Here is a 20,323-nt window from a genome sequence, read left to right as displayed (position 1 = left end):
ACGTGGTGAATCTCCTGCTCACCAGCCTCGAACTCGACCCCGTGATGAGCCTCGAAGGTCTCGCCGAGACAGCGCAGCAATTCGACCCTGCAGTGCTGCCACGACAGCCGTGGGTGTACGAACCCCCCGCGCTTAAAGGTGAGGCACAGACGCAATAGCTGTGGAGCCTTACTCCATGACCCGGAGCTGGCCCGGAATGAACATCTTCTTCAGCTTGCGACCAGGGAACAAAGGCGCCAGCGCGATCGCGGCCAACGCCACGACGAACGACGCCGCCATCTCCCACCAGCGCACCGACACGATCATCCCGACATCGGGCACAGCCGTCGGCATCTGGAACAGCGCCATCCACAGCAACAGGGCGTAGCCGAACAGACCGCCGAGCACGACGGCAACCACGCCCAGCAGCAGCCCCTCCACCGAGAGGTTCGCGATCACCCGCCGCACGGGTATGCCGTAGGCGAACATCGTGGCGTGATCGCGGGAGCGCTCGTCGACATTGATGTTGGCGGTGTTGAACGCGATCAGCATCACCAAGAAGATGACGAAGATCCGCGTGATGACGAACACGCTGCTGGACTGCTCCAGCGAATCCTCCAAGGACTGGAACGTCTCATTCAACCCCTGCACCAGTGCCACGCCCGTGCCGCTGCCGAAGAGCGCTCGCTTCACGTCGTTCAGGCTGCTGCCGTCTGCCGGCACGCCGGTCACGATGTTGGCAAGACCGCCGAAGCCCCAGGTGGACACCTGCGAGAGATCCATGTAGGCGTTGAGCCGCAGCGGATGCGGATGGATCGCCGCGACGGGCAGGGTGCGCGTGCTGTAGGTGAATGCCCCGTCGACGAGCGCCGGATGCGTCACGATGACATCATCGCCGACCCCCACACCGAAGTCACGAGCGGCCTTGTCGGCGAGCACGATGCCCGGCGATCCCCGCGACAGCGCTCCCTCCGTCGCGGTCGGTGTCCACACGGCGCTGCCGAAATCGACGAAGCGGACCGCGAGATCCAGCCGGATCGGGTCGTCGGCGGCTTCTGACGTGGCGGCGGTGACATTGGCCCCGAGCACCATCGCCGGCTCGCCGAGTTGCACCGTCGGATTGGTGAGCACGTCCTGGACCTGCGGCGAGTTGACCGGGTAGAAGGAATCCAGCTGCACCGTGAAGCGGTCAGGCTCGCCACCGAGCAGTTCTTCGTTGCCGTCGTCAAGCGTGGCCGTAAAGGTGCTGCCCAGCCCCAGCATGGCGAACATGATCGCCAAGCTCATGGTGAAGGTCAGCAGCGTCAGGAACGTCCGGCGGGGAGCCCTCATCAGGTTCCGGAACGGCATCCGCTCGAGGCTGCGGCCCGGCAGGGGGATGCGGCTGATGATGGGCCCCAGACTGCCGCCCCTCGATGCCAGATGACTTGAGCGAATCGCGTCGACCGGCCGCACCCTGACGGCGCGCAGGACAGGCCAGAGCACGGCAAGCACCGGCACTGCGAATCCGAGCGCCATGGCCTGCGCGTAGATGCCCGCCTGGAAGGGCTGCTCGAAGATCGGCAGCCACGCAACCTCCTGCACGACGGTCACCGTCTGGAAGGCGATCGCGTAGCCCACGGCGACGCCCAGGATCATGCCGATGATGCCGATCTGCAGACCGATCAGCAGCGGCCGGATGACGATCGTCCGGGGATGCTCCCCGATCGCCATGGAGTTGCCGATCTCGCGCCGCTGTGCTTCGACCATGCGGGCCGAGAAGTTGAGCGCGGCGAACGCAGCTCCAACGAAGAGCAGGAGCGAGATGGCGTTGTAGATGCCCTGGTCGATCTCCGGCGAGCCGGTCAAGCCGATGTACGAGGGCGTCGCCTCTCGGGTGAGGACGTCCAGCAGTACACCGCCTTGCGACGCGGCGGCTTCGGTGAGCTGCTGGGTCACCGCCGCAGCGTCGGCACCGGGCTCCAGGGTGAGCACCAGGTCGTTGACCACGCCAGACCGACCCGAGATGTCCTGCGCGGCGGCCAGCGGAGCGAAGAGCACCGCCAGGTTGGACCTGCCGAGCGATCCGTTCCCCTCAATGATGAGGAAGAACTCCGGTGACACGGCAGAGCCGACGTAGTCCACGCCGACGTCGCCGCCCACAGTCAGCGCGCCGCTCGTCGGCAAGTCCCAGAAGGTCGAGAAGCCCCGATTGACCAGCACCTGCGGTGTTGCGCTGTTCGAGACCGGCCGCGCAGCATCGTCGATCAGGTAGACGTCATTGACGACGGGCTCGCTCCCCGACAGGTCCATGCCGACAATGCGCCCATGCACCAGCAGTTCTTCGCCGTCGACGACGGTCTCGACCTGGGTGTCGAACAGGAGGCGTTCGTTGTAGCGGTCGATGCCGTCGATCTCGCTGGCGATGCGAGCAAGCGAGCCGGCCGGTACATCCCCGCCCTCGCCGACCGTCGCCCGCAGGTCGTACATGCTGGTGGCCTCGAGGCTCTTGTCAATGGAGGTGAGCCTCCACTGCGTCACGCTCGAGAGGCCCGCGTACAGCCCGATGCCGATCGCCAGCGTGAAGCCGATGGCGACGATCTGGATCCAGCGTTTGCGCGCGTCCCGCAGGGACCACCGCAGCCGGAACAACCACATGGCTGCGGGCCTACCAGTGCAGTTCGGACAGCGGGGTTTTGCCGCCCTCGGGTGGACCGTCGCTGATGATCTGCCCGCTGCTCATCTCCACGACGCGGTCGGCCATCCGGGAGATCTCGCGGTTGTGGGTCACCACGAGCACTGCCCGGTCCTGGTTGGCTTGCTCGGCGAGCAATTCGAGAATCTGGGCACCCGTCTTGAAGTCCAGCTCGCCTGTGGGCTCGTCAGCGAGCAGCACCGGGTTGCCGGTGGCGAGTGCTCGCGCAATGGCGACGCGCTGCTGCTCACCGCCCGACAGCTCATGCGGGAAGTGACCGAGCCGGTGGCCGAGCCCGACGGAGTCGAGTATGTCGGCAGGATCGGCCGATCCGCTCTTGCCGGAGACGTCCATGCCGAACTCGACGTTCTCGGTTGCGGTCAAACCCGGGAAGAGGTTGAAGCTCTGGAAGATGAAGCTGACCGTCTCGCGCCGCAGCGCAAAGAGCTCGCTGCGGCTTGACGTGGTGAGATCGCGTCCCCCGACGGTCACCTTGCCAGACGACGGCACGTCCAGGGCACCGATGATGTTGAGCGTCGTGGTCTTGCCGCTGCCGGATGCACCAAGCACGACCACGAACTCTCCGGTATCGACGTGCAGGTCGATACCGGCCAGCGCCGTGACCAGCACGGGACCCACCTCGTAGTGCTTCGTGACGCCTTCGAGATCGATCACCTCAGAGATCTCCCCAGTCGCTGCCGACGTCGGTAATGGTACGAACTACTGAAACTCTCGACCGTCATCATGGTCGCTCGGCATTGCTCCAAGACGCTACTGCTCGCTGGCTAGTCCGTGGGCTACTCAGCCAGGTGAACCGCACCCGTTGTTTCCCGCTCTTGTTCCCGTATTTCGTGCGATTGGGCTCACGGGCCGCTCGGGCCCGGGCCTCAGCAGCTCGGCCAGTAGCTGAGCGGTCGCTGCTCGGGCGGCGGCACCGGCCGATTGGCCAGCATCCGAATGTCCGAGATGAGCACACTGCGGGTGTCGGCCGGGTCGATCATCTCGTCGATGCGCATCGTGCCGGCTGCTTCGAAGGGGTTCGTCGCCTCAGCCACCTCGGCCACGAGCTTCAGCCGCTCGGCCTCGCGCTCGTCGGGATCGGCGATGCGCGAGAGCTTCGAGCCGAACGCCACGTTCACGCCGACTTCAGGATCCATGAAGCCGACCTCCGCACCAGGCCAGCAGTAGATGCCATGGCTCGGCATCCGGGAGCCGTTCATGGCCTGCCAAGCCATGCCGAATGCCTTGCGCAGGCACACCGTGAGCGTGGGCGTGGACGCATTCTGCAGCGCATGCATCATGCGAATGCCCCAGTGGAGCATCAGGTCGTGCTCGACGCGTTTGCCAACCATGAAACCCGGCACGTCCACCAGGAAGATCATGGGGATGTTGTATGAGTCGCACACGGTCGCGAGGCGAATGACCTTGTGGCAGGCCTGCGGGTCGAGGGTTCCCGCCTGAAACATCGGGTTGTTGGCAATGACGCCCACCGCGTACCCGTCCAGCCGGGCGAGCGCGCACACCACATTGCGGGCGTAGTTCGGCTGCATCTCAAAGACGGACCCCGGGTCACAGATGCGGGCGACGACGCGTCGCATGTCGTAGCCGCGGGTGCGCCGGGCCGGCACCATCTTGGCAAGCTGGGGGTCGGGTCCGTCATCTCCTGTCGGCTCGGCCCGTGGCGCTGGCTGCCACGCATTCGACGGCATGTACGACAGCCACCGCCGGACTGCCTCATACCCCTCCTCGTCGGTGTCGACGCCGAGATCGATCTGCCCAGTGATGCGAGCGTGCACGTCCACACCGCCCACGTCCTCGAATGAGATGACCTCGCCGGTGGCGATCTCGAACACTTTCGGCGAGGTGACTGCCAAGCACGAGCCGCGCACCATGACCACGTAGTCGCTCATGGCCGACACGAACGACGAGCCGCCGAACGACTGGCCGCAGATCATGGTGGCCATCGGCACCCGGTGACGCCGCTGGGCCATCTCGAACATGGCACCGGGTTCGGAGATGCCCTCCGAACCCATGAGATCGGGAATGCGGCCGCCGCCGGTCTCGCCGAAGTGCACGACAGGAATGCCCATGGTGAGCGCGCGGTCGTAGAGGCGGGTTTCCTTGCGAGTGCCCACGATGGAGCTCGAGCCGCGCAGCACGGTGATGTCGTCACCGAACACTGCCACCGGCCGGCCGTCCACATTGCCGTGCCCGCCGATCTTGCCGTCGCCGGGCGTGATGTCGCGCATCTCGGGACGGAGCGACCGGCTGAACGTGCCGATCTCACGGAAGGAGCCGTCGTCGAGGAACGCATCGATGTGCTGGCGGATCGTCCGGTCGCCTTCGGCCTCCATGGCGCGGACCTTCGACGCGCCGCCCATGTCCCGCCGGATCACCTCGGCTCGGGCCTGCATCTCGGCAACCCGTTGCTCGTGGCTGATCGCGTCGCCGTCGCCGTATTCAGCCATTGCTTGCCTCCTGCACTAGAGCCTCCTCGCCATTATTTCCGCTCTTGTTCGCTGCGCTCACGGGCCGCTCTGGCCACGGCTTCGCCGTTCGGCTCAGCCTCAGGCATCCGCATAATCAGCGAGGATCTGCCCGTATGTCTCGCCGAGCTGGGGCGGTCTGCGCCCGGGCACCATCACCTGGCTGACGCCGAGCTCGACGAGCTGATCGAGGTGAGCGCGGTCGGTCCCGCCGGTCGTCCACATCTCGATCTCACTTGGGTCGCGTCCCGCGGCCTCGGCATAGCGACGCGTCGCTTCGAAGAGCCCCGCGAGCACCTCAGCAGGCCGTTCGGCCGGGAAGAACACGTTGCCGAGCTCACCGGCGCGCCGGGCGGCGCGGTCGCTGTGGCCGCCTACCAGGATCGGCACCGGCTGCTGGATGGGCTTGGGCTGAGAGTAGACCGGGTCGAAGTCCACGAACTCGCCGTGGAACTCGGCTTCCTCCTCGGTCCACAGCACGCGCAGCGCCGCGATGTACTCGTCGGTGCGCGCACCCCGACGATCAAAGGGCACGCCGAGTGCGTCGAACTCTTCGCGCAGCCATCCCACGCCGATGCCGAAGTCGAAACGCCCGCCGCACAGGCGGTCGAGCGAGGCGATCTCCTTTGCCAGGATCAGGGGGTTGCGCTGGGGCAGTATGAGAATGCCGGTCGCCAGGCGGATGCGGGTGGTCACTGCGGCGGCATAGGCCAGCCAGATGAGCGGGTCGGAGTGATCGAGCTGGCTGGCGCCCTTGAACAGGCGCCCGCCGTCGTCGTAGGGGTAGGTGGAGCTGTACGACTTCGGTACCACCACGTGCTCGATCGCCCACAGCGAATCGAAGCCGACTTCCTCAGCGGTCTGCGCGGTCTCCTGCGCCGCAGCGCCATCGACGTTGCCCATCAAGTTCGCTGAGATCAGGCCGAATCTCATCTGGAAGCCCCTGTCCGCCGCGCTCGGGCGGCGCGGCGGCGAACATCATGGCCGATCAGCGCCGCGGATTCCCGCGGCGCCGAAATTCGCTTGCCGCACATTGCCGACTCGGTTGGTATGGCGAGCAGTGACCGACCAGGAATTCCTGCGCAGACTCCGCCGCTACGCTCGCAAGCGTGGGCTGCAGATCGAGTATCGGCCTGACCACGGCAAGGGCAGCCACGCCGAGGTGTGGCTGGGAGATCGCAAGACCACACTGCCGAGAGGCGAGATGAAGCCAGGGACGTTTCGCAGCATTCTGCGCGATCTGGGAATCGACAAGCAGGAGTTCTGAGACATGCCGCATGCGTATCCGTGCACTGTCGAACTCGACGAAGAGCACCTGCGCGACACCGGCCGGGAGGGCTACAACGCAACGTTTCCTGATGTACACGGGGCGCACACCTGCGGAGACACGCTCGAAGAGGTGAACGGCCGACTACGTGACTGCCTCGAGACGGCGCTCAACTTCTGCGTGTACGACGCCCAACCGCTGCCAGAGCCAAGCGAGCCGGCGCCGGGTCAGGTCGTCGTGGCGGTGTCGCCCGGGGTGGCTTCGCAGTTCGCGCTCCACGAGGCCATGCTGGCTCAAGGCGTCACCGCTGCAGAGTTGGCGGGCCGCATCGGCATGCGCCCTTCGCACGCCAAACGGCTCACCGACATCTACCGGCCCGCCAAGCCCGACGAGGTCGAACGAGCTCTCGCCGCCCTCGGCCTGCAAATGGTCAGCGAAGCCGCACCGCTCGAGCAGTGGGCGCCAAGCGAGGAGCCTGCGACCGTCGCCTGACGTGCAGTCCCCGCTACTCGTCGGGATTGTGGAATCGCGCCGCCTTGGCCAGCTCGCGCACTTCGGCCCGCTCATCGGGCGTCAGGCACTCGAAGTCGGGCGCATGCAGCTTGTCGGTGAGCGACTCGATCTCCTCGCGGGCATCGCCGAGATCACTGACGTCGGGGTAGGGCTTGGGCCAGCCGAAGAACTCGGCATTCCATTCGCCGGCAGGACCCGACAGGATCGCCTCGAGCGGCCCCATGCCCAGCGCCTGCACGGCAACCGCATGCCGGCCGAAGCGCAGCTCGCGCATGATCTGTGCCATGAAGAAGGCATGAGCCGGGCCGGGTTGGCCTGGTCGAGGCATATCCCGCCAGCCGACAAAGGTCGGCGCACCCTGGGGAACTGCAGCGTCGACGACCCGCTCGAGCAGCTCCCCCAAACGCTCCGCGCCCTCCATCCCGGCGAGTCGCTTCTCGCCGTACTCGGTGCAGATGTCGGCCCAGATCAGCGCCCCCTGCGACGGGCTCATGACCGCGCGGCCCGCTTCGACGGCCGAGCGCATGGTGTCGGGATTCCAGAAGAACGCTGCGCCGATCACGTTGTCGACCGGGCACTCGCCGAGCACACCCAGCCGGCCGGTTGCATACGCCCCGAGGCCCTCGGCCATGCCACGCTGCGCGGCCTTCTCCAGGGTGGACGGGTCCATCAGCCAGTCCATCGCCAGCATTCCCACTGAGCCGCGCATGCTGCGCGCTACCGCCGTTGTCTCCATAACCGTGTTCTCCTGCGTTCTCCTGCTTCGATTCGGACCGACGCTAACCGTCGGGTCCTCGACCGTGCATGGCTCCACTGCGCGTGAAACGTGCTGGCTCTGCGGCAGCACGTACGCACATCGCGGCAACGGCTTCGGCCCGGCCACGGAAGGTCGAGAATCTGCCTAACATTAGATTTTGGTCGCGGCACAAGCGGCCAGAGGTAGGGGGCACGTCATGCACGTCGGTTACTCGGCTGTTTTTCAGAATCCGGAGAACGCACTCTCGGACCGCGAGGTCTGGGAGCAGGAGATCCGCATGGTCGAGGAGGCCGAGGATCTCGGCTTCGACTCGATCTGGACGGTGGAGCACCACTTCACCGACTACACGATGTGCCCCGACCCGGTGCAGTTCCTGACCTGGGTCGCCGGCAAGACAAACCTGCAGCTCGGCACCGCGGTCATCGTGCTGCCGTGGCACGACCCGATGCGCGTCGCTGAGCAGGTCACGATGCTCGACAACCTGTCCGACGGCCGGCTGATCTTGGGCATCGGCCGCGGCCTGGCGCGGATCGAGTACGAGGGCTTCCGGGTGGACATGAACTCCAGCCGGGAGCGGTTCCTGGAGTACGCCAAGATGCTCATCGAGGGCCTCGAGCAGGGCTATGTGGAGCACGACGGCGAGTTCGTCACCCAGCCCCGCCGTGAGATCCGCCCCCGGCCGGAGCACTCGTTCAAGGGACGCACCTACGCCGCTGCCGTGTCGCCTGAAGGCATGCCGCTCATGGCACAGCTCGGCATCGGCCTGCTGGTGATCCCCCAGAAGCCCTGGGAGATCGTCGAATCCGACTTCGCCGCGTACCACGGCGAGTGGGCCAAGCACCACACTGCACCGCCGCCCCCGCCCCTGTCAGGCGGCTTCTGCTGGGTGGACACCAACGCAGATCGTGCCGAGGAGAAGGCGATGGAGCACATCGGCAACTACTACGGCACGGTGATGAAGCACTACGAGTTCGGGCCCAAGCGGCCGCACGAAGGCGTCAAGGGCTACGAGTTCTACGAGGGCATCTCGAAGTACATCGACCGCCACGGGGCCCGTGGCGCTGCCGAGGACTTCACCCGGCTCATGCCCTACGGGACGCCAGATCAGGTGCTTGAGAAGCTGCAGATCATCAAGGACAAGATCGACATGGCGGCGTTCTTCCCGAACCTCTGCTACGCCGGCATGACCTGGACCGAGGCGCGCCGCAACCGCGATCTGTTCGCCACCGAGGTGCTGCCTGTGCTCAAGGAGTGGGACGCCCCGCCCGTGGGCCTCGCCGCCACCGAACCAGTGACCGCAGCTGCCTAGCAGACTGCTGACTGTGCTGCGGCGTTCAGTCGGCGAGCAGATCCTGGTGCTCGCCGAGACGTGGCGCCCGTGTGGAGCGCCACGGCGTGGCTGAGAACCTGTAGGGCGCGCCTGGGTAGGTGACCGGGGTGCCGTCGTGATCGATCTCGACGGGAAAGCCCCGGGCCACGAAGTGCTCGTCGGCCAGCATCTCCTCTGGCGAATAGACGATGCCGCAGGCGAGGCCGATCGACTGCAAGCCCACGAACAGTTCGTGAGCGCCGAGGCGCTCGGCAAGGAAGTTGATGGTGTCGCGGCCGGCTCCGAACACTTCCGCGCTGAGCGGATCGGCGTCGAGGTGCAGGATGTCGATCTGCTCATAGCTCTCGCCCAGCTTCAGCAGCTCGGTATAGGGGCACTCGCTGGCTAGGCCCAACTCGGCCAGCCACCCTGAGAGGGCTGCGAACTCGGGTCCGCGCCGGGGCGGCACGCCGGTGTTGAGCCAGCGCCCGTCTGCACAGCGCACCTGGGTGGGCTCGGAGATCTGCGGAAGGGCGTGGCGGCCGGTCTGGCGCTGCACATCGACCTGCTGGTTCAGCCAGAAGTAGGTCGCGAACTCACAGGTCAGATTGGCGGCAGCGAGCATGGAGACGTCGATGAGCTGCCCGCGGCCTGAGTCCTCCCGCCACATCAGCGCTGCCATCAGCGTGGCGGCGGCGTAGTGGCAGGCCATCTGCAGGCCCTGGTTGCCGCCGCCTCGCACCGGAGGAATGGTGTGATCGTCGTAGCCGCACGACCACACGGGACCGCCTTCAGCCAGCACGGTGAGATCGGTGGCCGGAGGGTCGGAGCGCTCTCGCCCGTTGTGCGTGATCGACACCCAGATGAGCCGTTCGTTGCGCCTGCCGGCATCGGTCGAGGGCTGGGCTGCGCCGGTCGCCGCGTGCGAAACCGCGCCGAGCTGGCGCCAGTCGAGCCCCGCTGCGTCGAGACGGCCGAGCGGCTCGGCTTCGATCACCATGTCGGCGGTGCTCACAAGTCGGCGGAAGTCATCAGCACCGACGGTCTCGTCGAGGTCGAGCACGACCGAGCGCTTGGAAGTGTTGTAGTGCCACCACCACAGCGCCTGTTCCCGATCGGGCTCGTCGCCGGCGAACGGCTCGTAGGCGCGCATCGGCGACCCGCCGGGCGGCTCGACCACGATGACGTCGGCGCCCATGTCGGCGAGCAGCTTGCCTGCGAGCGCGCATCGTTCTGAGGTCAGCTCGATGACGCGGACACCGTCGAGGGGGCGGGGGCTTGCTGGGGACGAGGCATCGAACGCAGACATCAGATGACCCCGTCGGCTTCGAGCTCGGCAATCTCGTCGGCGCTGCGGCCGAGCACCTCGCCGAACACGTACGGGTTGTCCTCACCCAAGCACGCAGCGCCACGGCCGATCGCCCAGTCGGTCTCCGACAGGCGGACGGGCAGGCCCTCGACCCGGGTGTCACCTACGGCGCTGTGCGGCACGGTGACCCACAGGCCCCAGTCCCGGGTGCGGGAATCGCCGTCGATGCGCTCGCTCGGGCGCAGCACCGGCGCAGCGGGCACACCCGCCGCGACGAGCGATCCCGCAACATCGTGCTTGGGGCGGCCGGCCGTCCAGCTGCCGACTAGACGCTCCAGCTCGTCCTCGTGCGCCAAGCGCCCGGCGAGGCGCGCCCACCGCTCGTCGCCGGTCCACGGCTCACCGACCGCTCCGGCGAAGCGCTGCCAGTCGTCATCGTGGCGCACCGCAATCGCGACCCACTCGTCGTCGCCGTCGCAGGCCCATATGCCGTGAGGTGCCATCGCGGGTGATTGGGATCGGTTGCTGTTGGGCATCCCGCTTCGTCGGGCCGGGCGGCCGTTCACAGTGAAGTCCAGCGACGCGGCGCCATGGAGCGTTCCTGCTGCCTCGATGCACGCGAGGTCGACCCATTGGCCCTGGCCGGTGCGCCGCCGGTGGAACAGCGCCATCAGGATCGCCGTGGCCATGTAGTAGGCGCCGGTGTGGTCCATGAACGAGTAGCCCCAGCCGGCGGGCGGCAAGTCGGGCAGCCCCGACTGGAACGTGAGACCCGACACGGCCTGCACGATCGGTCCCCACGAGCGGAAACTGCCATAGGGCCCATCGGCCCCGAAGCCGCAGTTCGACACGTAAACGATGTCGGGTTTGATGCGCCGCAGCGCTTCGTAGCCGAAGCCGAGCCGCTCGAGCACGCCGGCCGCGAAGTTCTCAGTGACGGCGTCGCTAACCGCAACCAGGTCGCGGAGCAGTTCTTTGGCCCGGTCGTCGCGCAGGTTGAGCGTGATACCGAGCTTGCCGGCGTTGTGGTTGTTGAACGAGCCTCCGGCTTCGATGCCGCGGTGGTCGCCCACGAATGGCTGGGTGCCTCGCAGGATGTCCCACTTCCCCTGTCGTACCGGGTCTTCGATACGGATCACCTCGGCGCCGAGAGCCGCCAGGATCTTGGTGGCGCCGGCGCCCGCGAGCTGCCCGGTGAAGTCGCAGATGCGGATGCCGGCCAACGCTGCTGGTTCAGCCGTGGGCCACACCGGCGAACGGTGATCCGGCCCGATCACGGTACGAGGTCGCGCATAGGCGTACGGGCGCGGCCGGGCTCGTTTGCCAACGCTCGCGCGCGCTGCTGGCAGTCTTCGAGGGCATCTCGCAGCGTTGCCGTCCATGCCGTCATGTCCGGTCGCCTGGCACGGCCGCCATCGGGTCCGGTCGGCGGCGCGAGCGGCTCGCCCACCACGATCGCTACCTGCGTCCGCTTCGGGAACTTCGCGCCGCTGGGCATCGCCTCGCGCGTGCCCGCAATGCCCACCGGCAGCACCGGTGCCCCCGACTTCGCCGCCAGCCACGCAGTGCCGTCGAACACGGGGCCGATGTCGTCGGAGGGCTGACGTGTTCCCTCCGGAAAGACCAGCATCGCCGCGCCGCCCTTGAGCAGGCCGAGCGCTGCGCGCATCGCATCCAGGTCGGCCTCGCCGCGTCGCACCGGAAACGTGCCGATCGAGCGCATGAACCAGCCGAGCGGCTTGGGATGGAAGAGCTCCTCTTTTCCGAGGTACCGGACCCGGCGATGGGTGAGGCCGCCGATGAGAGGGCCGTCGAGGTGGCTGCGGTGCACCGGCGCGTAGATCAACGGGCCGTCCGCCCGCAAGCGTTCGAACCCGGTGGCGCGCAGCCGGAAAATGCGAAAGAGCAGGATGCGTATCAGTCCCCGCGCCGCCCGCCACGCCAGTAGCCCAGCGAGACCGTCATCGGCCAGCAGTCCGCCCGGCCTGGTCAGGTGTCGCAATCGCTTGCCGATGTCCACACGGTGATTCTGGCGTTTCTCAGTGGTCGCGCGACGACCCGGCTCGCTGACGCAACGGCGATGGCCGGGCATGCCAGCCACCATGGGCATCCGCCTGACGGTCGGCGCTGACTACTCTGCGCGTCAGAGCGAGGGGAAGCACGATGCCGGTTCCTTCAGACATGGTTGGCGAGGTGATCGGGCCGATCACCCACGATGTGGACGAGCGCTGGACGATGGCCTACGCAGCGTCGCTCGGCGACACCCACGATTGCTATTTCGACACGCTGGGCGACGACGGCGTGGTGGCGCACCCGATGTTCGCCGTGTGCCCGGAGTGGCCCGTCATCGTGGCAGGCCGCGATATCTCCGACCGCTGGGGCATCACACCCGACGAGGTCCGGCGCTCAGTGCACGCCACCCATGACTTGACGGTGCACCGGCTGGTGCGCCCCGGCGACCATCTCACCACCAGCGTCACCTACACCGGTGTCGAGCAGCGCAAGCCCGGCACCTACCAGACCATGCGCATCGACACTGCCGATGCCGACGGGAACCCGGTTGCCACGACGTACCAGGGCGGGGTGTTCCTCAACGTCGAGACCACCGGTGGCAACAGGCCCGATCCCGACGCCCCTGCCGAGCCGGACTTCGGCGACCTGCCCGCCGAGCCGCTCGCCGAGATCGGGGTGCCAGTGGCACACGGGGCAGCACACGCCTACACCGAATGCGCCCGCATCTGGAACCCGATCCACACCGACGCCGCGGTCGCCCGCAAGGCCGGGCTGCCGGGCATCATCCTGCACGGCACCGCCACGCTTGCGCTGGGCGTCTCGGCCGTCGTCGACGCCGTTGCCGACGGCAATCCCCACCGGGTGCGCCGGATCGTCTGCCGCTTCCGCGCCATGGTGCTCATGCCTTCGACCATCACCGTACGCATCTGGGACGTAATCCCCATCAGCGACGGCAGCGGCGCAACCGAGGCCGTGCGCTTCGATGTGCTCAACGCCGAGGGCGGCCCCGCAGTCGACCGCGGTGTCATCTTCTTGAGCGACTGACCTCAGCTGCCGAGCGACGTCGGCGCCTCGGCGTCGCAGAGCCGGTCATCAAGCAGGTCGGTTGCTGCGGCCCCCGAGCGGTTCAGCTCAGGTGCTGGGCGAAATGATCCAGCGTGCGCTGCTTGGCAAGTGCTGCCGCATCGGGGTGAAAGCTGGCACGCGCGTCGCAGTTGAAGCCGTGATCGGCACCGTCGTAGATGTGCACGGTGATGTGATCCCAACGCTCGTCAATGGCATGCACATTCTCGAGCGGGATGCCGTGGTCCTCGGTGCCGAAGTGCAGCAACAGCGGTGCGGTGGGTCGCTCGTCGAGGTGGGGCATGATCTGCCCGCCGTAGTAACCCGACGCCGCCGCAATCTTGTCGGCTAGCCGGGCTGAGGCCACGTAGCACATCGACCCGCCCCAGCAATAGCCGACGATGCCGACCTTGCCGCCGTCGGCAGCGCAATCGGCCGCCGCCGAGATGTCGTCCATGACCTGGTCCACAGTGAGATCTTCGAAGGCGATCTTGCGCCCGACGTCAATGCCCTCGGCGTTGTAGCCGAGTTCGACGCCGCCCTGCACACGGTCGAACAGTGCGGGCGCTACCGCCAGGTAGCCGTCGGCCGCATAGCCGTCGGCGACGCTACGGATGTGGTCGTTCACACCGAAGATCTCCTGCACGACCACCACACCGCCCTTGGGCGGACCGTCAGGATCGGCCCGGTATGCGCTGAAGGTCACGCCGTCTGAAGCTGTCAAGGAAATCGTCTGTCCCATGGCGCCAATGTCTAGCGGCCCGAGCACCGCCGATGATTTGGCAGCCACCACTTTGGCCGCCGTCCACGGGTTTCCTAAGGTGCTCGGTCATGGACGGCCCCGGCGAGTCAAGCAACGAGCACGACCTCGCAGCCGAGCGACATCGGTGCGAGCGGTGGTTCGTTCACCGAGGCCTGCCGCACCTGATACACGACTATTCGGCAAGTTCCGATGTGCTGACCCGCGCTGCGCCGTTTCTGGCGTTTGTGGTGTTCATCGAGTTCTTCTTCGTGTTCGGAGACCGGTGGACGGGCTGGGCCCAGGCCGGAATCTTCGTGGTGGGTTCAACAGTGATGGCCGGCGCCATGGCGCTCGTGAACCGGATCCGCGGCCGACGCCTGTGGCAGCTTCCCGAGCGGTTCGGCATCACCGAGGTGCTCGCCTATCTCGGGCTCGGCGCCGTCTTCGCCGGTCTGGGATCTTCCAATGCCGTCATTGTCGACGCAGCGCTCGCCCTGGGTTTGAACGCGGTGCTGCTCGTCGGCGCATACGTAGTGACGAGCTGGGGCCTGCTGCCGATGGTGCGGTGGTCGGTAGGCCAACTGTGGCGCCAGGTGGGTCAGATGATGACGCTGCTGGCCAAGTCGCTCCCGATACTGCTGGTGTTCTCGGCGTTCATCTTCCTGAATGCCGAGATGTGGCAGGTAGCCAACGACTTCACACTGCCGTTCTTCGGCATGGTCGCCCTGCTGCTCATGGCAGTCGGGGCGCTGTTCGTCATTATCTCGGTGCGACGCCTTGCGGTGGACATGGCCCGCTTCCCGTCGTGGGCCGATGTGCGTTCTCGCTGCGCGAACACTCCCGTGGCGAAGTTGGTGCCCGCCGAGGAGGCCCCGCCTCCGGACTCACCGCCGCTGGGACGCCGGGCTCGATTCAATGTCAGCCTGCTGCTGTTCGTGGCCCAGAGCATCCAGATCGCGCTGGTGGCGGTGATCGTGACGTGCTTCTACGTGCTCTTCGGCATCTTCACCGTGCGCGAGAGCACACTGCTGCAGTGGACCACGCTGAGCCAGGTCACCTGGGAAGGCTCGTGGGTCGTGCGTCTTCCGCTCTGGAGCGGCGAACTGCTGTTCAGCCGCCAACTCGTGCTGGTAGCGGCCTTCATCGGGCTGTTCTCCGGCCTGCAGTTCGCCGTGTCGGTCGTACTCGACTCCAGCTACCGCTCAGAGTTCGCCGAGGACATGACCGAGGAGCTGCGCGAGGCACTGGCCGTGCGAGCCGTCTACCACCGAACCTTGGTCACCGAAACGCCCTGAGCTCGGCGCCACCGACATCTGCTCACCTCAGCCTGACCGCTTGATCAACGACCCGATCTCCTCGGCAGCTCGGTAGCGGGACGCGAAGCTCGGCAGCACCATCAGCTGATCGAGACCGGCAGCCTCAAGCTCGGAGATCTTCTCCACCAACTGATCGGCCTGGCCCACGATGCAGGCTGCTTCGATGAGCTCCGGAGTCGCGAACTGGACCTCGTCGGGGTGCAGATACGTGCCGTGGCCAGCATGGATGCGATAGTGGCGTTCGGCTTCCGGACTCTGCTCCACCAGCGCGACATAGTCGTCCCACACGCTGCGGAGGTGGGGCGTCGGGTCGACCCCGAACTGGCGGAAACGCTCATAGGCATAGTGGAGGCCCATCACCGCCATCGGTCCACATTGCTCGACGACACGATCCGAGGTGAGGTCCTCGCCCGGCTCGAGCACCGCCATCGCCGTCAAAGTCGTCAGCTGGAAGCTGTCCTCGTCGAACTCGCGACCGGCACCGGCGGCGCCGCCTGCAGCATTTGCCAGGCAACGCTCAACTGCACTGCGCTGGGGTGGCACCGCTGCGATCAGGCCGTCACCGTACGCACCGGCGAGGGCCTGCCCCTTCGGCCCGAACGCCGAAACGTGGATCGGCACCGGATCGATGACGTTGACGAACCCCAGCTCGGCCATCTGGAACGCGACGTCAGTGGTCTTCCCCCCGTGGGTGAACGGTGCTTCTTCGCCCCTGAGCAGTCGACGTGTGGTGTCGAGGAACGCCTCGAACTCAACCAGGCGCGCTGGCTTCCGTGCCATCAGCCGCCACGCCGTGAAGCCGTTACCCACGCCCAGGAACGTTCGACCGGGAGCCAACACGTTGATGGTGGCGATGCTGTGCGCTGTGACCGGCGCGACCCGAGTATCGACGACCGATACGCCAGTGCCCAGCTTGATGCGCGTGGTGCGGTCGGCTGCCAGTGCCATGCACGAGTAGCAGTCAGACCACAGCATCTGTGAGTCGGCGAACCAGGCCGCATCGAAGCCCAGGTTCTCGGCCCGGACCACCAAGTCGATGTCGTCGATCTTCGAATGCAGACAGATCCCGAACTCCATTGCCCCTCTTTCTTGATGCTGGGTGTGATCGGTCGGTCAATCTTCGAAGCCGAAGGGCCGTGCCGGGTTCTCGACGAGGACGCGGTGGAGCGATTCCTGGTCCGGTTCGTAACGGTAGAGGAAGTCGACGAGGGCCTCGTCGCTGCAGTAATCGATTTCTTGCTTTCGACAGGCATCGCTAGAGTCGCATCTCAACGAGATGCGGGAGGTCGAAGATGGCAGACATGCTGATTCCGGATGTTCCGGACGATGTTGTCGCTGCAGTCGATGCGAACGCGGACCGCGCGGGACTCTCGCGAGCCGACTACATGCACCGAGTGCTCCTGCGCGAACGCGACCGCGCGGCCGTCGCCGAGGCGCCGGCCCCTGAAGACCCACTGGAGTGCTTCCGCAGGCTTGCCGAGACGTTTGCCGACGCCCGAGATCCAGAGATCATGGCCGGCGCGTGGCGGTGACAGAGTGGCTAATTGACACCTCTGCGCTAGTTCGTCTCGATACCGCATCCGATGCCGCTGAGTGGTTCTCGCGCATCCAGCGCGGACTGGTACGAATCTCGACCGTCACAAGGTTGGAACTCGGCTTTTCCGCTCGATCTGCCGCGCAGTATCGGCAGCGCTTTGCGGAATTTCCCCTGAACAAGATGCTGACGCAAGACCTGACGCCGATGGCCGAGGGTCGGGCTGTCGAAGTTCAACTGCTGTTGGCGGAGCAGGGTCGCCACCGCGCTCCGTCAGTTGCGGACCTTCTGCTCGCTGCGACTGCCGAGCTCGCCGGACTCACCATTCTCCACGTCGACAAGGACTTCGAGCTCATCGCGGAGATCACCGGCCAGCCCGTCGAACGGCTCGCCATCGAATCGGCCGCTTGAGCTCAGCCGGTTTCAGGAGTTTCCCTCGCCTGGTCCACCACCTCGTCAAAGGCGTCAGCGAGCCATCGCAGTCGTGCCGCCACGGTTCGACCGGGTGCTGTCGACATGTAGTGAGGGTCGGCGGACTCAGGATCGGAGCGCGCGATCGCTCGTAGCCATCTGCTGCTGAGGAAGTCCAAGGCCGCCGCTACCTCGATACCGAGCGCATCACCGCTCAGCGCAGCCGTCTTCGCAAGCGAGAAACGGACCAGTTGTCGATTGGCCGGGCCGAAGTCGGCCGCGATGTCCTGAACGGCCTCGCCCACTTGCGCGAGCAGATCCCGGCGTGCTGTCGCTTGAGCGCGAGCATCTGCAATGGGACTGAGGTCAACAGCGCCCCCTCGCGGGTCACCTTCGGAGTCAACGAACAGCCAGAGGTAGTCGGCTACCGGCAACGGCACCTCAGCGTGATTGCGACACAACAACGCGAGTTGCTCAGCACTCAGCACGGTTACGGAGGCGTCAACCGCGAACTGCAGCAATCGAGACCGCGGACTCGGCCCCACGAGCACCGAGAACGCCGCTGAGTGCTGCTTCCGGTGCAGCGCCAGCGCCGGCCACGTCACCTGAAGGTCAGCGAGCCGGCCATTCGTCGCGGCCTTCGCATCGACCGCCACCAGGTAGCGCCATGATGTCGAGTCATCGGGTCTTTGAGCTTCCGGCGGTCGGACGCCCGTAAGCAGCACATCAGTCTGACCCGGGCCGCTCAAGCGCTCAGCGCCGAATCCCAGAAACGCGAACGCATCGCGCACGGCGACCTCGAATTCCTGATGCTTGGAACCGTCGCAAGACAGTGACTCCAGCCTGTCGCCAATCTCGGCAGCCACACCATGAGCGGATCGGCCCAACTTCGTACCGGGCGCCGCGGCCTCTCCGTCCCGATCCTCAATCGCGTCAACGTCGCTGCCTTCTCGTGTTTCGCCTTGCGTCGTCCCACCCGCGGAGTCGAGCGGGGTGACCGACATGTCTGCGCCCTTCAGTGACCCCACCGCGTCCGACCCAGCCGAGCAAGGTGGCGACACGTCATTCCGCAGCGGCGAGTCAGCCGACGGCACATACAAGTCAATCCGTTCCAAGAACGCAATTCCTGCGCCGTTTGCTTGGTAGGAATGGCCCGTAAGGTGTTCGGCAAGGCCTGCGGACCGGAGCCATCCGAGTCGATACGCGACTGGCGAGTCCTTCTTCCAAGCGAGTCCGTAGCGGCCGTTAGCCGTCTCAAGCAGGGATTTCCGTGTTCTAGGGCCTCGAATCTCGTGGAGCAATTCGCCCACGAACTGGAGATTCGCATGCATAGTGCCGATGATGATCTCCGGACGCTGCGCAGCCAAGTACCGGGCGCTCGGGGCCGCGACTCGGATTCGGCCGTGATGCTGATGCAACAAATCGCATCTGCGTATGAACCAGAGCTGCTGCTGGGCTACCCGAGGTCCCAGGTTGAACTCTGCCGCGTAGCGCTGCTGGAGCACTGCCTCAGTGGGTTCCTCGTCACGGCAAGTCTCCAGTATCCACCGGAGCGTTTCGAGGTACTGCGTGTAGCCGCCTGCAAGCGGCAGAACTGACTTTCCTCGCTGATCCCACGGCCTGGCCGTGGGCAGGACGGCTGCAATGTCGTCGGGCGCGGAGTCCATTCAGATGAACTCCATGCTGCGCCTAGTGTTCATGGGGTTAGGTCAGGCCCATGAAGCGGCGGGCGTTGGTGTAGACGACCTCGTCGCGCAGGCTGCTCACCTCGTCGTCGAAGCTCTCGAAGGTTTCGTTGAGCTCGGCGAGCGCGCCGGGGAAGGTGCAGTCGTAGTGGGGGTAGTCGGATCCCCACACCACGGTGTGCGCCAGGCCCATCGCGGCGACCTGCTCGAAGGCCTCGCCCTCGCCGGCTTCCATGGTCACGAAGCACTGCTCGGAGAAGATCTCGGTGGGGTCGCGCTTCAGCCGGGGCACGAGGTGGCCCATGGCTTCCTTGTGCTCGTCGAGGCGGTCGAGCCAGTACGGCAGCCAGCCCAGGCCCGACTCGAAGAATCCCACCCGCAGCATGGGATGGTCGTCGAGCACGCCGGAGGCCACCATCTCCATCACCGAGGCCATCTGCTCGAACGGGTGGCAGACCATATGGACGTAGAACTGGTTCTCGTAGCGGGTCTTGGCGAAGCTCGGCATCCCAGAGCCGAAGCTGCCGTGGATGCCGACCGTCAGGTCGTGGTGCTCGGCGGCTGACCACACGCGGTACATGTCGTCGGAGAACAGCTCAAGCCCGTTATACCGCTCGGGCCGGAAGGTGATGCCAGTCAGACCGGCATTGGCGACCTCTTCGATCACGGCCACAGCCCCGTCGATCGACTGCAGCGGGCACACGCCCATGCCGAACAGCCGGTTCGGATCCTCCGAGCAGAAGTCGGTCATCCAGCGGTTGTAGGCACGGGCATTCTCGACTGCGATATCGGGGTCGTTGATGTCACCCGAGATCAGCATGAGCGACGGGAACATCAGCGCCGCGTCGAGGCCCTCGTCGTCCATCACCGACAAGCGAGCGGCCGGGTCGTAGCTGCCGGGCACGATGTCGTCCCAGGTGACGTCGGTGCCATAGGCGTGCGGGATGCAGGCCGGCGCGATGCCGTTGCGCAGCCTCTTGCCCTCGACGAACATGGCATCGCTGCCGTCACCCATGATCCGGCACTGCGCGATCAGATCCCGGTACTTGGGATCGGCGTACTCCTCCCACACCGACGTCGGCTCGGCGATGTGCGCGTCCGCGTCGTACACCGGCACCTTGCCGTTGGCCGGCTTGGGTCCGCGGCTGCGGTCCTGGGTAGCGGATGTGGTCTCGGTCACCGTCATGTCACGGCCTCCCCATTGCCCCTGTGCGCCCATTCTGCCCCACTCCCGAGGCCCGGCGCGGAGCGAAACGGCGGCTGACA

The 20,323-nt window shown here is 66.3% G+C and carries 21 protein-coding genes; 9 read left to right on the top strand and 12 right to left on the bottom strand.

The window, feature by feature from the left end:
• The first annotated feature begins 2 nt into the window (after nt 1-2).
• Nucleotides 3-158, top strand: coding sequence for a hypothetical protein (locus tag ACOQPE_RS07900; protein WP_420611267.1), 156 nt, complete (start codon nt 3-5; stop codon nt 156-158).
• 10 nt (nt 159-168) lie between these two features.
• Here ACOQPE_RS07900 and ACOQPE_RS07895 read toward each other — a convergent pair whose 3' ends face one another.
• The 4 genes from ACOQPE_RS07895 to ACOQPE_RS07880 form a co-directional block, all read right to left on the bottom strand.
• Nucleotides 169-2,616, bottom strand: a complete 2,448-nt coding sequence (locus tag ACOQPE_RS07895) for an FtsX-like permease family protein (RefSeq protein WP_420611266.1) — start codon at nt 2,614-2,616, stop codon at nt 169-171.
• A gap of 10 nt (nt 2,617-2,626) precedes the next feature.
• Nucleotides 2,627-3,328, bottom strand: a complete 702-nt coding sequence (locus ACOQPE_RS07890; protein WP_419907314.1) for an ABC transporter ATP-binding protein — start codon at nt 3,326-3,328, stop codon at nt 2,627-2,629.
• Nucleotides 3,329-3,540: 212 nt separating this feature from the next.
• Nucleotides 3,541-5,121: an acyl-CoA carboxylase subunit beta gene (locus tag ACOQPE_RS07885; RefSeq protein WP_420611265.1), complete on the bottom strand. Its 1,581-nt coding sequence runs from the start codon at nt 5,119-5,121 to the stop codon at nt 3,541-3,543.
• A 99-nt stretch (nt 5,122-5,220) separates the two neighbouring features.
• A complete protein-coding gene (locus ACOQPE_RS07880) occupies nt 5,221-6,072 on the bottom strand; it encodes an LLM class F420-dependent oxidoreductase (RefSeq protein WP_420611264.1) in 852 nt (283 codons plus the stop codon).
• A gap of 127 nt (nt 6,073-6,199) precedes the next feature.
• Here ACOQPE_RS07880 and ACOQPE_RS07875 point away from each other — a divergent pair, with 127 nt between their 5' ends.
• The gene (locus tag ACOQPE_RS07875; RefSeq protein ID WP_420611263.1) at nt 6,200-6,406 is read left to right on the top strand and encodes a type II toxin-antitoxin system HicA family toxin; all 207 of its coding nucleotides are present in this window, start codon (nt 6,200-6,202) and stop codon (nt 6,404-6,406) included.
• Nucleotides 6,407-6,409: 3 nt separating this feature from the next.
• Nucleotides 6,410-6,898, top strand: coding sequence for a type II toxin-antitoxin system HicB family antitoxin (locus tag ACOQPE_RS07870; protein WP_420611262.1), 489 nt, complete (start codon nt 6,410-6,412; stop codon nt 6,896-6,898).
• A gap of 13 nt (nt 6,899-6,911) precedes the next feature.
• Here the strand turns inward: ACOQPE_RS07870 and ACOQPE_RS07865 are convergent, their stop codons facing one another.
• Complete coding sequence (locus tag ACOQPE_RS07865) at nt 6,912-7,655, bottom strand: helix-turn-helix domain-containing protein (protein ID WP_420611261.1); 744 nt, start codon at nt 7,653-7,655, stop codon at nt 6,912-6,914.
• A 217-nt stretch (nt 7,656-7,872) separates the two neighbouring features.
• On the opposite strand from ACOQPE_RS07865, the gene ACOQPE_RS07860 reads away from it, so the two are divergent.
• On the top strand, nt 7,873-8,985 hold the full coding sequence (locus ACOQPE_RS07860) for an LLM class flavin-dependent oxidoreductase (protein WP_420611260.1): 1,113 nt from the start codon (nt 7,873-7,875) through the stop codon (nt 8,983-8,985).
• 25 nt (nt 8,986-9,010) lie between these two features.
• On the opposite strand, the gene ACOQPE_RS07855 is transcribed toward ACOQPE_RS07860, so the two are convergent.
• The 3 genes from ACOQPE_RS07855 to ACOQPE_RS07845 are packed head-to-tail and all read right to left on the bottom strand — an operon-like array spanning nt 9,011 to nt 12,314.
• On the bottom strand, nt 9,011-10,294 hold the full coding sequence (locus ACOQPE_RS07855; RefSeq protein ID WP_420611259.1) for a CoA transferase: 1,284 nt from the start codon (nt 10,292-10,294) through the stop codon (nt 9,011-9,013).
• Nucleotides 10,294-11,544 (bottom strand): CaiB/BaiF CoA transferase family protein, encoded by a 1,251-nt coding sequence (locus ACOQPE_RS07850; RefSeq protein WP_420611258.1) that lies wholly within the window; start codon nt 11,542-11,544, stop codon nt 10,294-10,296. The genes ACOQPE_RS07855 and ACOQPE_RS07850 overlap by 1 nt, the downstream gene beginning before the upstream one ends.
• Before the next feature lie 23 nt (nt 11,545-11,567).
• Nucleotides 11,568-12,314: a lysophospholipid acyltransferase family protein gene (locus tag ACOQPE_RS07845; RefSeq protein ID WP_420611257.1), complete on the bottom strand. Its 747-nt coding sequence runs from the start codon at nt 12,312-12,314 to the stop codon at nt 11,568-11,570.
• Between the two features lie 143 nt (nt 12,315-12,457).
• Here ACOQPE_RS07845 and ACOQPE_RS07840 point away from each other — a divergent pair, with 143 nt between their 5' ends.
• On the top strand, nt 12,458-13,351 hold the full coding sequence (locus ACOQPE_RS07840; RefSeq protein ID WP_420611256.1) for a MaoC/PaaZ C-terminal domain-containing protein: 894 nt from the start codon (nt 12,458-12,460) through the stop codon (nt 13,349-13,351).
• A gap of 82 nt (nt 13,352-13,433) precedes the next feature.
• Here the strand turns inward: ACOQPE_RS07840 and ACOQPE_RS07835 are convergent, their stop codons facing one another.
• Nucleotides 13,434-14,111 carry a dienelactone hydrolase family protein gene (locus ACOQPE_RS07835; RefSeq protein WP_420611255.1) on the bottom strand — a complete coding sequence of 226 codons (678 nt, stop codon included), beginning with the start codon at nt 14,109-14,111 and terminating at the stop codon, nt 13,434-13,436.
• 89 nt (nt 14,112-14,200) lie between these two features.
• Here ACOQPE_RS07835 and ACOQPE_RS07830 point away from each other — a divergent pair, with 89 nt between their 5' ends.
• Nucleotides 14,201-15,406 (top strand): hypothetical protein, encoded by a 1,206-nt coding sequence (locus ACOQPE_RS07830; protein ID WP_420611254.1) that lies wholly within the window; start codon nt 14,201-14,203, stop codon nt 15,404-15,406.
• Between the two features lie 27 nt (nt 15,407-15,433).
• On the opposite strand, the gene ACOQPE_RS07825 is transcribed toward ACOQPE_RS07830, so the two are convergent.
• Nucleotides 15,434-16,504, bottom strand: coding sequence for an LLM class flavin-dependent oxidoreductase (locus ACOQPE_RS07825; RefSeq protein WP_420611253.1), 1,071 nt, complete (start codon nt 16,502-16,504; stop codon nt 15,434-15,436).
• Nucleotides 16,505-16,719: 215 nt separating this feature from the next.
• Between ACOQPE_RS07825 and ACOQPE_RS07820 the strand changes: the two genes are divergently transcribed.
• Together ACOQPE_RS07820 and ACOQPE_RS07815 are read left to right on the top strand one after the other, a co-directional pair.
• The gene (locus ACOQPE_RS07820) at nt 16,720-16,959 is read left to right on the top strand and encodes an antitoxin (RefSeq protein WP_420611252.1); all 240 of its coding nucleotides are present in this window, start codon (nt 16,720-16,722) and stop codon (nt 16,957-16,959) included.
• Nucleotides 16,950-17,372, top strand: coding sequence for a PIN domain-containing protein (locus tag ACOQPE_RS07815; protein ID WP_420611251.1), 423 nt, complete (start codon nt 16,950-16,952; stop codon nt 17,370-17,372). The genes ACOQPE_RS07820 and ACOQPE_RS07815 overlap by 10 nt, the downstream gene beginning before the upstream one ends.
• A gap of 2 nt (nt 17,373-17,374) precedes the next feature.
• Here the strand turns inward: ACOQPE_RS07815 and ACOQPE_RS07810 are convergent, their stop codons facing one another.
• On the bottom strand, nt 17,375-18,238 hold the full coding sequence (locus ACOQPE_RS07810) for a hypothetical protein (RefSeq protein WP_420611250.1): 864 nt from the start codon (nt 18,236-18,238) through the stop codon (nt 17,375-17,377).
• A 426-nt stretch (nt 18,239-18,664) separates the two neighbouring features.
• On the opposite strand from ACOQPE_RS07810, the gene ACOQPE_RS07805 reads away from it, so the two are divergent.
• On the top strand, nt 18,665-18,970 hold the full coding sequence (locus ACOQPE_RS07805) for a hypothetical protein (RefSeq protein ID WP_420611249.1): 306 nt from the start codon (nt 18,665-18,667) through the stop codon (nt 18,968-18,970).
• A gap of 106 nt (nt 18,971-19,076) precedes the next feature.
• Here the strand turns inward: ACOQPE_RS07805 and ACOQPE_RS07800 are convergent, their stop codons facing one another.
• Entirely contained in the window at nt 19,077-20,243 is a 1,167-nt protein-coding gene (locus tag ACOQPE_RS07800; protein WP_420611248.1) for an amidohydrolase family protein, read from the bottom strand.
• Nucleotides 20,244-20,323 lie beyond the last annotated feature (80 nt).

It is taken from the genome of Candidatus Poriferisodalis sp. (assembly GCF_965219595.1).
Lineage (GTDB): Bacteria > Actinomycetota > Acidimicrobiia > Acidimicrobiales > Poriferisodalaceae > Poriferisodalis.
The sequence above is the reverse complement of the archived record's forward strand: the minus strand, read 5'-3'. Positions and strand labels throughout refer to the sequence as shown.